The 13548-nt window shown below is 36.2% G+C and carries 7 protein-coding genes; 4 read left to right on the top strand and 3 right to left on the bottom strand.

All coding sequences use genetic code 11. The annotated features are described in order from the left end of the window. Positions 1 to 43: 43 nt before the first annotated feature. Together AC1RFD_RS15710 and AC1RFD_RS15705 are read right to left on the bottom strand one after the other, a co-directional pair. Positions 44 to 1300 (bottom strand): HlyD family secretion protein, encoded by a 1257-nt coding sequence (locus AC1RFD_RS15710; protein WP_492475062.1) that lies wholly within the window; start codon positions 1298 to 1300, stop codon positions 44 to 46. After that, positions 1300 to 1977 carry a hypothetical protein gene (locus tag AC1RFD_RS15705; protein WP_369354337.1) on the bottom strand — a complete coding sequence of 226 codons (678 nt, stop codon included), beginning with the start codon at positions 1975 to 1977 and terminating at the stop codon, positions 1300 to 1302. Before AC1RFD_RS15705 ends, AC1RFD_RS15710 begins: the two co-directional genes overlap by 1 nt. A gap of 356 nt (positions 1978 to 2333) precedes the next feature. On the opposite strand from AC1RFD_RS15705, the gene AC1RFD_RS15700 reads away from it, so the two are divergent. The 4 genes from AC1RFD_RS15700 to AC1RFD_RS15685 all read left to right on the top strand — a co-directional run bounded on the left by AC1RFD_RS15700 (position 2334) and on the right by AC1RFD_RS15685 (position 10895). Further along, the gene (locus tag AC1RFD_RS15700) at positions 2334 to 6332 is read left to right on the top strand and encodes a cell wall-binding protein (protein WP_492475061.1); all 3999 of its coding nucleotides are present in this window, start codon (positions 2334 to 2336) and stop codon (positions 6330 to 6332) included. A 200-nt stretch (positions 6333 to 6532) separates the two neighbouring features. Beyond that, entirely contained in the window at positions 6533 to 7600 is a 1068-nt protein-coding gene (locus AC1RFD_RS15695) for a CAP and S-layer homology domain-containing protein (protein ID WP_492475060.1), read from the top strand. 221 nt (positions 7601 to 7821) lie between these two features. Then, entirely contained in the window at positions 7822 to 8733 is a 912-nt protein-coding gene (locus AC1RFD_RS15690) for a C40 family peptidase (protein ID WP_009371892.1), read from the top strand. A gap of 233 nt (positions 8734 to 8966) precedes the next feature. Next, complete coding sequence (locus AC1RFD_RS15685; protein ID WP_492475059.1) at positions 8967 to 10895, top strand: N-acetylmuramoyl-L-alanine amidase; 1929 nt, start codon at positions 8967 to 8969, stop codon at positions 10893 to 10895. Between the two features lie 414 nt (positions 10896 to 11309). Here AC1RFD_RS15685 and AC1RFD_RS15680 read toward each other — a convergent pair whose 3' ends face one another. Further along, complete coding sequence (locus tag AC1RFD_RS15680; RefSeq protein WP_492475058.1) at positions 11310 to 13277, bottom strand: S-layer homology domain-containing protein; 1968 nt, start codon at positions 13275 to 13277, stop codon at positions 11310 to 11312. Between the last annotated feature and the right edge of the window lie 271 nt (positions 13278 to 13548).

Here is a 13548-nt window from a genome sequence, read left to right as displayed (position 1 = left end):
AAAAAAAACCGCCTTGTCCATAAAAAGACGAGGCGGATTTAGGTTAGAAAACGATATATTTCACATATTGCTTCCAAGTTAGCTCTTTAAAATGGCTCCATTGGATTTTCTCAACAGGTAATGTTCTGAAGGTATAGGCTTCGAGATTACGTTTCTCATTCGAGAGCATTGGCGTACCTTCATCAAGATAATCCATAAAAATAGCTGACTTAGCCGTTTTAAATTGTACATTGACATCAATTAGCTGTATTTTACCGTCCTGATTGATGATATACAGCTTTTTGTTCCCTTTTTTAGCTGTGGCTAGCCACGATTTATCGACTTTATAGGAATCGAATGCTTCGTTGACAATAATAGAGGCTTTGCCAGTTGTCGAAAATGGGATGTCCTCGAGTGGGGCATCTTGCTGTAAGGTCACTTCATAATTAGTTGGTTGTGGCAAGGCAGCCGTTTTGGCTAACTCATTTGCCCAAACTGTCTGATCGTCAGTAGCAATCGTTTGTTTTTCTAATACGATGCCAGATAGATCATCCTTGACATGTTTCACCTTGAAATCTACAGTTTGCCCTTCCTCCACCTTTTGCCATTCCTTTTCTGATAAATAGGCATACATTGCTTTTTCATTCGAATAGATTTCAAAAGTTAGCGCACCAGCTTCTTCCTTAATCGCTGCCACAACACCATCAATAGGGCTGACAATACCCTGACGAGATTGAATTTGTGTAATTTGGGCTTCAAGTAACGCAATTTGACGATTTGTTTCGGCAATATGTCGATTTAACAGGGCAACTGCTGTAGATGCTGAATTTTGTTGAGCAAGCTCTAATTTTAGCGTTACGGATAGCTTGTCATTGATTTGATCCGTATTAATGGAGCTTTTTGGATTAGAATCGTCTCCATATTCATCCTCAATTTGATCAAGTGCATCCTGTAAATCTTGTAATTCTGTTTCATAGGCTGTGCGTTCAGATTCAAGCTTTGTTAACTCCTCATCCACCTCATCCGTTTTATAGGTAGCAAGTACATCATTCATCATCACTTCTTGGCCACGCTTTACATTCACAGCTGATAAGTTAGTTGCATCAGCAGTAATCGTGTATGTCTCAGCAGGTGCTACAATGGTTTCTTTATGAACACGCTCTGTATTCGTGCCGATATAAGCTTTTTGAAATTCATCGATAAAGTAGGATCGTGTCACGTTGCTATTATCTTTAAAGACAAAATAAGCATTTATGCCGATTACTAGCATTGCTAACACGATGGTCGTAGTTGTCCATGGTCTTGTTTTGATAAATGCCATCATCCTAACCCCCTAGCAATCCATTCTTTAATTGGTAGTACACTAATCAAGCCAACAAAAAGGGCCATAAATAGCTGTATACCAATCAATTTGACTACTAACATTTTTCTACTAGCCTCTTCCTCCCATTTTGATAGAAAGAGATACTGTACAATAATGATTAAAACCGTTGTAACCGTCAATTGATTGAGGGTAAATAACACGAAATCTGTTTCAATCACCTGTAAGGCAGCAGGAGCTAAGGAGAAGAAAGAAAACATGGTTGTATAGCCTACTGCATAGAAAACAGCAAAGAGGATTGCTTTTTCAATTAATAGAAAGGCTACAACATAAAGCTGTACTCTTTTTATCCAAGTATAAGGAATGTCCGTTAATAGATGTAAAAGATAGGTAACACCATAATAGTGGAAGCAAAAATAGACGATTGCCCATAAAACGGCACCAAGCATCGAAAGTATACGTGCTACATAGTATTCATTTTGTAAATCCTTTGCGAATAAGGATGTTAAATTTTCTGTCCCCATTCCCCAATATTCGCGAGCAGCAAACAACAGGATGAAAAGAATGAACACCGTTAGTACTCTTTTTTTATATCCGATGACCTCGCCTTCCTCTACGATGCTAGTAAAGTAGGTAGGATTTTTTAAGCTATGCCAGAACTTATAATGGTAAAACATAAAACAGCGTCCTTTCTTCCAAAATAGGATATCAAAGTTGTAGTATACACCTTGTAAAGATATTATGACATATGAAAATAGCTGTTTTTTTCCAATAAATTCATTGAAAAAACATAATCTCTTATTATATGTCAATTGGTGAAAACCTTATATAACACCATTGTATAGTATAATTGAAATAACTTCCTGTTTTTCTAGCTAGTAATTTAGAAAAATTACTTTTGATATGTCTCATTTTGTAAATATATTAGAATGGCTTGAAATAAAGCAATTTTTACCGATACTAAAGTCATAAATTCTAAATGAAAATGAACACAATCATTTTCCTATACATAAACGATGAAAGGGTGGTTCGATTGAATCGAAAATTGACAGCAGGGGTCATAACAGGTCTTTTATTGGCACCTACGGCTATAGCGAACGCACAGGAAAATGATGCACAATCCCGCGTCACAACACATACGGAGCAAGTTGCCTATACGAACGAGGTAGCAGCTGCAACGACAAGGGAGCAGCTTATTGCACAATTTGGTAAGCTGTCGGAGAACTCATCGGCTGATGACATGGTTATTGCAAAAGGTGACCTTCAAGTTTTAAGTGCTGCAGGTTTTAATGAACACGAAGTTGCATTTATTGAAGCGAAGTATCGCTATTTGGAGGAGCAACGTAGCTTATTAAGTGAGCTACAAAAATTAGGAAAAGAAATGACAGGAATCTCGTTTACAAGTAAAACATTTATTGCAGATGTAGCCGCTTTCGATAAGAAATATGATAACTTTTTAAAAATCGGCACGGATAATCTAAAAGCGTATGTAACTGTTCAAAAGGAATTTGAAGCAGCTGTCACAGCCGCACTTAATAATGCCAAAAGTATTGCCTCAACAGTTCGTGGTACAGCGTTGCAATATGGCTATGATGATGCAGCACGCAATGTCTATTTTAAAGGCAAGGGAATGGATGTTGACAAGTTAAGTAAGCTGAAAGTGGACGCAGCAAAAGCAGAAGCTGTCACTACAGAATTAGATCAGCTAGTTGAGCTATTAGAGAAATCTACAGATTATGCAGCTATTTCACCTGGAATGAATAGCTTTACGACGAATTATAATGCACTGACAGCAGAGCAAAAGAAAGTAGTCGAAGCTTATAATCCAAAAGATGATAAAATCACACCTTTTAAGAAGTATAAGGATGCCTTGTCAGGTTTATCTGCTCTAGAAAAAGTGACTTCTAGTATTGCGCAATTAAAAGGTAAGCAGCCTGCAGATTTCACTTCAGCCTCAAGCTTTATTAGTGCTGTGGCAGCTGTTGAGAAAGCCTATAATAGTCTGGATGCTGCCTCAAAACAATTATTAAAAACGGAATATGAAAGTATTGCACAATATCTTCAGGCAGCAAATATTTCAAAAAGCATTTCAGGATTGCGTGTATCCAAAGAAGCGTCATATCGTACCGCAGTTACTGGACTAAAAACAGAATATGATAACCTAACAATTGATAAAGGATTTGTTAAAAACGCGAACGAATTACAATCAGCAATAGCCAATATTACTGTAGCTGAAAGTATCGAAGCCCTTATAAAATTGATTGAGCCTAAAGCAGACAGTGAAAAAGTAGCTGCCATTAAAGCAGCACGTGCAGCTTATGATAATCCACCTGCTCCAACTGGAATAACAATCAATCCAAGCAATGTAAAAAAAATCGTCAGTAATTTAGCCGAGCTGACATCTTGGGAGAAAAATTTAAGTGCTGCGTTAAAGGTAGATAAGTTAATTGATAGCCTAGATCCAACTGCAAAAACTTTTGAAAGTAAGACGCTCTCTGCCTGGACTGCCTTTAACAAGTTAAATGAAAATGATAAAGCGTTAGTGCAAGGAGCTACAAAACTAACACTGTTCCAAAAATACGCAGATTTATCGAAAAAAATTGCTACATTAAAACCAACAGCTGACTATGGTACACAGCTTGCTTCATTGAAAAATCTAGTAGATCAATTAGATTCACAAGGTAGTGGCTATGAAGAAGCACTTAGCAATTTAAAAACACAGCTGATAGAAAAAGTAGAGGCTTTAATTAATGAGGAAAAAGCAGTAAAAGACGTTATTGAGGAAATTGATCTGCTAGATAAAAATATAGCTATTGAAAAAATATTAACCGTACGAGCAAACTATAATGAGTTATCACCAACAGCTAAAAAGCGCGTAACGAATATTAAAGAGCTAACAGATTTAGAGAAATCCTATAAATCGGTTGTTAATGTCATCTCTCAATTTGAAAAATTGGATCCTTCCTCTAAAAGCTATATTTCTAAAGCAAAGTCAGCTTATACGGCTTACTCCAAACTAGATAATGCTAATCAGGAGTTTGTTTTAAATTATAAGGGCTTGAGTAAAAAAGTACCTGTTATAGATGTTATTGTTCAAATTGATGCTTTAAATACTTCAAAAAAGACCTATAAAGATGATGTGCAAAAGGCAACGGGTGCTTATAACGCATTAAATAATATAGAGCCAAAACTTCAAGACGAGGTCATCAATTATGTACACCTAACAAACGCACAAGGCTATATCAATACGGCCAAAGCATTTGATGACCGTATTCTAGCCTTAGCAAATGAAGGCCCTGACACATTTGTCAAAAAGGTAGCCGAACTTACATTAGAATATAAAGCAATGGATAAGAACGCACAGAAGCTAGTGGAGCAAGCCAAAATGTTAAGCTCCTATGAAAAGGATAACAAGGCGGTAATCAAGGTTATCCAAATGATTGATGCCTTAAATCCAACAAATAAGGATTATACAAAAAAGGTTCTTGATGCACGTAAAGCCTATAATGCACTTGATCAAGTTTCCCAAAAGCGAGTGACAAACTATGCTAATCTCACTGCTGTAGAGGATGTTGCTTCCTTGATTGGTCTCATTGCCTCATTAAAGCCAACAAGTAAAACTTTCTATCAAGATATGAAAACAGCGCGTGAGCTTTATGATGCATTGCCAGCAGAGAAGCAGCAAGCGATCGTAAACTATGATGCACTGGTAGCAGCAGAGAATGAACAGGGATTAGCACAGAGTGTAGTCGAGCTAATTAAATTAACAGAAGTGCAAGATGCGGACTATTTAACGAAGCTGATGAATGCGCGTGTAGCATACGATAAGCTGTCATCTGACCAAAAGAAATTAGTGACGAATATTAAAGATTTAACAACACGTGAAAAAGCAGTGAAACCAATTTTAAGTGTGATGGTTCAAATTAATGAACTAGATCCAGAATCAACAAACTTTGTTAGTAAGGTAAACTCAGCACGTAAAGCGTATGATAAATTATCGAAAGATCAAAAAAAATACATCGATAATATTAATATTCTCTTAAAATTCGAGCCTGTCTCTAATGTAATGGAATTGATTAGTAAACTTAAATCTTCAAGTAACACATTCCTTCAAGATACATCACGAGCACGCTCACTTTACGATGCACTACCTGACGATATGAAGCAATATGTGACAAACTACTACTTATTGCAAGCAGCGGAGTCTAGTATTTTAGGTGCTGGTAATGTCATGCAAATGATTGATGACTTACCATCCGTTGACCCAAAGCAATATGTGAAACGTATTCAAGAAATCCGTGCTGCTTACAATGCTTTACCAAAGGATCAGCAACGGGCTGTTCAAAATTATAAAGTGCTACAAGATCAGGAAAAGCTAATAAAGCCTGTAATGAGTATTGTAGAAGATATAGACCGATTGCTAACGGCAAAAGATATGAATAGCCAATACCAAAAGATTTTAAAAGCCTATGATAAGCTCAATGCGGATCAACGTCGCTATGTTTATAACGACCAGCTATTGCTTTCGCTAGATAATGTTATAAAGGTTTATAATAATATTGCTAAATTGAATCCAAAGGATAAATATTACTTTGGCATGGTGGAAGCGGCGCGTAAAGAATATGATAGTTTGAATACGACAGATAAACAACGTATCTCCAATTATGCTCTTTTACTCGAAGCAGAGAAAAGTTTAGCTGATGTGAAGAAGGTTGTGGAGATCATAGCGGGACTGTCTCCAAGCTCTTCAACGTATATTGAAGATGTGGCGAATGCCGTTGCTGCCTATAAGGCATTGGACTCTAAAATTAAAGGACAGGTCATTAATGAGGATGTCTTAAAGCAGGCTGAAAAAGATGTGGCTGCCGTTCTCAAAGTTGTTCAAGCGATCGGAAATATTGATCCAGACAGCTCCTCATTCGAGAAAAAAGTGTTAGCTGCTCAAAAAGATTATAGTAATTTTTCAATTGAGCAACAGGGCTTAGTGTATAATTACCGCATTCTAGAAGACTATCTTAAAATGATTCAATAGTATGATAAAAAAGGAGTTTTCCCAATCAATATAACGGGAAAACTCCTTTTATAAGTAAGAAAAAATGAATCCTAATATTAATTTCCAAAAAAGTGAAACTATATCATCTGAAATTCGTATCTTATAGTATAAATGGTCGCTTTGACTGGGAGGTACCATTTGATACATTTTCATTTTGCCAACGTGAGGAGGTCGCCCTGTTGAAAAAATTATTGAGTATAATGGTACTTTCAATAGCTGCAACCGTAGGAAGTTTAACTAGTTTTAGTCAAGTAGAAGCAGCGTCTGCTAAGGCAGTAGATGTGACAAATTCATACTGGGCAAATGCCTCGATTCAACATATGCTCACAAAACAATATATGACTACATACAACGACAACACTTTTAAGCCAGAGCAAGCTATTACAAGGGCAGAGGCTGCTGCTGCCATTGCTCGCTCTCTTCAAACAAACATTGACATTGAGAACCCTGTAAAATTCAAGGATGTTCCTACAACACATCCATATTACAAGGAAATTTGCCAGCTTGTTAAACTGGGAGTTATTCAAAAAAGTGATGCCTTTCATCCAGAAGAGCCTTTAAAGCGTATGCAGGTTGCCAAAATGCTAGCACTAGCTTACCAAATTAAAGTAGATGGCAAAAATAATAGCCAGTTTGCGGATATTACGCGTACGCATTGGGCAAAAGACTATATTGAATCCTTAGCAGATATCGGCATTATTAGTGGAGTGGATGCTAAACATTTTGCTCCTGACCAATTGGTAACACGTGCACAGTTTGCTGTATTTGTTGAGCGAAGCATGGTTTTTCAACAAAAAATTAAGGCATTGGAAGTAGCCTATGACTATCTAGCAAAGGATTATATCCCAACTGTAAACCTTTCTTCTGAGTGGTCAAAAAAGGTGATTGAATTAATAAATGTTGAAAGACAGAAGAATAAGCTAGAACCTGTTACTTATGATTCGGAACTGACACAAATTGCTATTATCAAAGCACAAGACATGGTAAATCGCCATTATTTTGAACACGTTTCTCCATTTTATGGGGCACCCTGGGATTTAGCGACATTATTTGATTACAACTATACAAGTTTTGGAGAGAATATTGCTAGAAATATTAAAACACCTGAAATTGCTGTTAAGGCATGGATGGCTTCACCTAGCCATCGAGATAATATTTTAAAAGAGCACTATACGAACACAGGTGTTGCAATAGCACAGGATAGCAAAGGAAATTACTATTGGGTCCAAATGTTCTCTAGTCAATAAGTTGTTGTGTAACAAAGAATCGCTAATATTACAGAAATGTTACGAAAGTTCCAAATTACGATAAAAAAATCCCCTTTTTAACGCTGGAAATACCACCAAACGTTGGTATTACAGCGTTTTTTTGCTGTCTAAAACCGTTACACAATTGAAAAATAACATTCGCCTCTTTTGTGATAGTCTATGTATAGGCAAAAAAGTTTTGAGAGGGGTATAACAAAAGTATGAATAAGAAATGGTTATTACCAATTTTTGCATCATTTATGTTATTTTCAACTACTAATATTAATACTGCTGAAGCAGCGTCTAAAGCAGATTTAACTGATACAGCTTCTAAATATTTAGGTGTTCCATATAAATACGGCGGTACTACAACAAGCGGTTTTGATTGCTCTGGCTTTACTTCTAAAGTATTTTCAGACTTAGGCATTCAATTAAACCGTACGTCAGGATCTCAATATCAACAAGGTACTGCAGTTGCCAAGAGTGATCTTCAAGTTGGCGATTTAGTATTTTTCAATACAAGTGGTAGTGGTATTTCACATGTGGGGATATACATAGGTGATGGTAAAATGATCCACTCTCAAACTGGTCAAGGTGTAAGCTACTCAAATGTTAATGACCCATATTATTGGGGCGATCGTTATGTAGGTGCTAAACGTGTGGCAACATTTGATGCTCAACAACAAGCTGAAGTAAAACAAGCAGCTATTGACTTTTCCGTATATGCTTCTCGTGCAGAGGTAGCAGTACAAATTGCAAAAGCTTTAAACTTAGATACATCTGATACTACTACTAGTTTCGTAGATGTAAAACCTACATATGCTCATGCAGGTGCTATTGCAGCTGTAGCAAAATTAGGTATCTTTGAAGGCGATGCAAATGGTAAATTCAACCCGTCTTCACCAATTACACGTGCACAAATTGCTAAAGTATTAGTGCTAGCATTTGGTCTTGAAAATAATGGTGGAAGTGTAGCTTTTAGTGATGTGCCTCAAAAGAGCTGGGCTAATGAATATGTTTCTACTCTAGCATCAAATGGCATTACAAATGGTGACGGAGACGGTAGCTTCGGTTCTGATGAATTACTAAAAATCGAACAATTAAAAGTATTTATTGAAAGAATTCAACAATAAGTTCATAAAGTTAACACTTTAATTGTGTCATAGATTGCAAGAAATGATCTTTTGAATAGCGTATAATGGAAGAAGGGTTTGCAATAGCAGACTCTTCTATTTTTATGATAATTTTGTAGGAAAGGATGTGAATTGGAAAATTAAATTTTAACAGTTCTATTGTATGATGCTTTATTTAGCTAATTTTGTTAAAATGGACACGTTAAGAGAACAAGAAGGGAGGAAATAAGACATTGAACATCAAAAAAATTAGTCTTATCTTGTGCGTCTTATTCATTTCGGCTTCTATGTTTACGATACATAGTGCAAGTGTCAGTGCAGCTAACAATTCGAATATCACATTTGAAGATGTTACTAAAAATCACCCAGCCTATGAAGAAATCAATTATTTAGTAAATTTGGGGGTAATTCAAGGTTACTTTGTGAATGGTAAGAGAGTCTTTGGCCCAAATAATAGTGTAACAAGAGGACAAGCAGCTAAAATGGTTGTTGTTGCCTCTGGTAATAAACCATTAGTTGTAAATAAATCTAGCTTTTCAGATGTTACAGTCGGCACTGAAATGTCAGGTTATATAGAACGTGCTGTACAGCTAGGATTTTTCGACAAAAATATAAAAGGTCAATTCTTACCAAATAAGCCTCTAACTCGTGGAGAAATGAGTTATGTATTAACAAAGGCTTTTAATTTAGATACTAGTGAGTATGAGGGGATCGACTCACCATTTACTGATGTAGGAATCACACATGAATATGTGAAATATATCAATACCATCTATTATAATGGTATTACAAACGGAACAGGTAATACGTATTTACCAAATGGCACTGTAACACGTTCACAATTCTCATTATTCGTGGCGCGTGCAAACAGTGAAAAATATCGATTAGAGCTTCCTGTAAAAGGTGTACAAGTTCCAGATACATCACAAGTAATAGGCTTAGTGAAGGTCACTACAGATGGGTTAAACATCCGTAAGTCAAAAGATTCTACTTCAAGCACGAACATTGTAGGCAAAGTCAATACTGGCGGTAAATTATCAGTCTACGCTGTTGAAAGTAATTGGCTAAAGGTTACTTATAAAGGCGCGTATGCCTATATCTATAAGCAATATGCAGAATTTGTAGATGCAGATGGCAATGCGTTAGGAACAGTCGAAAAAGAAGTAACAACAAAAAATGCTGTCAATTTATATGTGAAGCCTACTTCATCAGCAAAAGTAATTTCATCGATTAAAGCGAATGAAAAGCTTCCTGTCTACAAAACAATTGGTGGCTATTACTTAACACAAGTAAATGGTTTACCAGGTTATATTGTAGCGAATAGCACTACGGATATTGTGGAGGAAGAAAAGCCAAATCCAAATCCAAATCCAAATCCAGATCCAACACCACCAGCTTCTGGTGATGTGCTAGGAAGAGTAACGGTTGCTAATTTAAATGTTCGCAGTCAAAGTAACTCTACATCAGCCGTGTTATTTAAGCTGAATAAAGGAGAGTATGTCCAAGTTAATAACATCAATGGTTACTGGGCAGAAATCACCTATAATGGCCAATCAGGCTATGTTCACAAGTCTTATTTGAAACTATTAAATCAAACAGCTAAACCTTTACAAAATCGTATTATCATCCTAGACCCAGGTCATGGTGGTAAAGATCCAGGTACAGTAAAGGGCTCTGCTTCTGAAAAGAACATTACATTAAAAGTCAGCACACAAGTGAAACAATTACTAGAGAATGCTGGTGCAAAAGTTTATATGACACGTACTGGTGATACGTATCCATCCTTACAAGATCGCGTAGACTTTACTCAAGCAAACTATGGTGAAATTTTTGTAAGTGTTCATGTCAACTCTGCTGCTAATACGTCAGCGTCTGGTACTGAAACATATTATGCAATATCTACAGGAGATATGTATCAGGAAGACATTGATTTAGCGACATATGTTAATAATCAAATTGTCAACAATTTAAATATGAAAAATCGTGGTGTCAAGCAAGAGCAATACTACGTAATTCGTAATATGGTGATCCCTTCTATTCTAGTAGAACTTGGTTTCTTAACGAATGCAGAGGATAACAGTAAAATGACAAATGATCAATACGTTAAATTATTTGCAGAATCTATTTATAATGGTATTTTGCAATATTATAAAAAACAATAATTGATTAAGAGACGATTCCAAAGATGTACTAGCCTTTGGGATCGTTTTTCTTATTCTCTATATACCCATATAAGAAAAATACAAACTAATTGATAAAATGGCCATAAAATTTTCTCTAATCATACAAATAAAAGCTAATTAGATTGCTTGCTAGCTAGTATGAAAGATAAGGAAAAGACACTTTTGCACATGGGTGATTGGAGAGGAGCCAACATCACTCCTGATTGAGCGTCACAGAGGAGAGCCTAGAGCGAACATAAGTAAGTGAAGTGCTCATCGGACGGCCCCTGGAAAGGTGGCTGGAGGAACGGAAATCAACCTCCTGCCTTATAAAAAGGCCTTTTTGCCAGTGACTTTATCTTTTTTCAACAACAGTAAATGGCTGTCTCATTTATTAAGAGACAGCCATTTACGTTATTTCACGGTATTGATGAATTTAATATAATCCTTACTTATATATCCAGGTTCAGTGTTTAGTTTATCTGAAACAATTTGATACCAACCATTTGAGCTTGTATCTGTAACGATGACAGGCATATTACTTTTACTAAATGTGAAAAGTGGACTTTGACTTGTTGATGCATCTGCACGAACATTTAGTCCAGCAGTTGTTGTGAGAGCGATTTTATAGGGATTATTTGCATCTTTAAAGCCTAAAGCTTTTTCTGCACGATAGTAATGTCCTGCAATTTTTGCCCCCCAGAATGGATCTGAAGCGTATTTTACGTTGAAGCCGATAGCCTTAGAACCAACAACTGCGCCATTTGTATAACGTCCACCTGGCGTAATATAATTTGGCTGAAGGAATTTTTCAACTAGCTCATTAATATTGGCTTCCACACTATCAAACTTCTTGTTTAGTGGATTTGTATCATAGACATATAAGCCAAATAGATTGTTTAGATTTTGAGCGTGATCACTCATACCATAGGCACTCTCATGCTGTGCTAAGGATAAAATAAGCATAGCATTGATATGAGAATTGGCTTCCACTTCTTTTAATACAGAGCCTAAACCAAGTAGTTTACTTTTAGTTGTGGCATTTTTATAAATCGAAGCACCTGAGCTTTCAACCTCTGCTAATTTTCCCACAATATATTGATCTAGCTCATCTGCTGTATATTGAGTTGCTGCACGAGCTGGTAAGAACTGATAGTAGTTATAGGCTTCTCCCTTTGAAGAACCATCAGCATTGGTAAAGTTGATGCCATCCCAGCTAAAGTATTTCTCACCCTGCTTCATAAAGCTAGGTGCCTTGCCATACACGTAACTAGCAGAATATTTATTAGTTTTATAATCATATAAAGTATGTTTTATTTCACCGTACTCATTTGTGTAATAAGAACGGCCTTTCACTAAAGCAGAAGGAATTAAGGTAACGTCAGCCTGCTTTAAATAGCCAGTATGACCAGCTAAGCGTACTTTTACTTGTGTGGCATCACTACCTAGATACTCCATTTCTGTATTACCCGCAACTGCGATTTGATCCTTAATCGTTTCAGAATTTAGAGCAACATAATTATTCGTTACAACATAACCTGAAGTCATTTTAATAATTTTATCATTTTGAGTAATCACTAAGGAACTAGTCGTCATCGCCTTTTCAGCTGCTTCAAAGCTAGTAAAGGTTTGTTTGTCTACCAAGTTACCATTGGAAACTTCTTTGACGATATATGCAGTAGTATTACCGTTATTACCAGTATTATTGTTGTTCCCATTATTAGTATTACCGTTATTTTCGGAGTTACCATTGTTTTCATTTTTACCAGCTTCAAGCTGATCAGCAAGAAGTATTAATCGTAGAATAAATGTCGATGCCTCACCAATTGTGGCATTGTCTCTTGGTAAAAACATGCCATTGGAGCTACCTTTAATAAGTCCTAATTGTGCACCGATTGCAACATCCTCACGGAAATCTTTAAAAATAGTTGTATTGTCTTTGAAGGTAATAGAAGAAGTACCTTTTGGTATTTTTAAATAATCAACTGCTCTGATTAGCACCACTGCCATATGCTCTCTTGAAATACGGTCATCTGGCTTAAATGAGCCATCCGTATAACCAGTAATAATTCCAGCAGTTGCGGCAAGCTTAATTTCATTTGCAAATAAATATGTGTCTGACACATCTGTAAACGTTATCTCGTTCTTTGTGTCCAAATTTAATGCTTTTGCTATGTATGTGGCGAATTCACCGCGTGTAACCGTAGCATTTGGACGATAGCTTCCATTTGCATCCTTTAGTAATGCATCTTTCTGAATTAAATAGCGTAGACCACTTTCATGCATATGTCCTGATAGCTCGTCTGCATAGACAGATTGAGGCTGCCAAATGACTAGACTAACAAGCATCATGAGCAACATAAAAATTGATAGTTTTTTCATAGTTTTACCCTCCTAAACTGATATCATTTTAACAAAGTTACACAATCAAGATAAGGGTCAAATGTTAGAAATGCCATAAAATATACCAGCGTTTTATAGGCAATAAGTATGCTTTTGTAATTTGGTGTGAAAGTTAGTTTTAAATAGGGGAAGGAAAGTGAACCGAAATTCACATGAGTTTCTTCTATTATATATGTCATTTGTGTTATCCCCAAAAAATAATGCCGTACATTGCTTACTAAGAAACAATGTACGGCATTTTATTGAAGTA

Source organism: Lysinibacillus sp. GW823-FHT02G10, from assembly GCF_058797135.1.
Note: the sequence above shows the minus strand (reverse complement) of the source record. Positions and strands in the feature narration are given on the sequence as shown.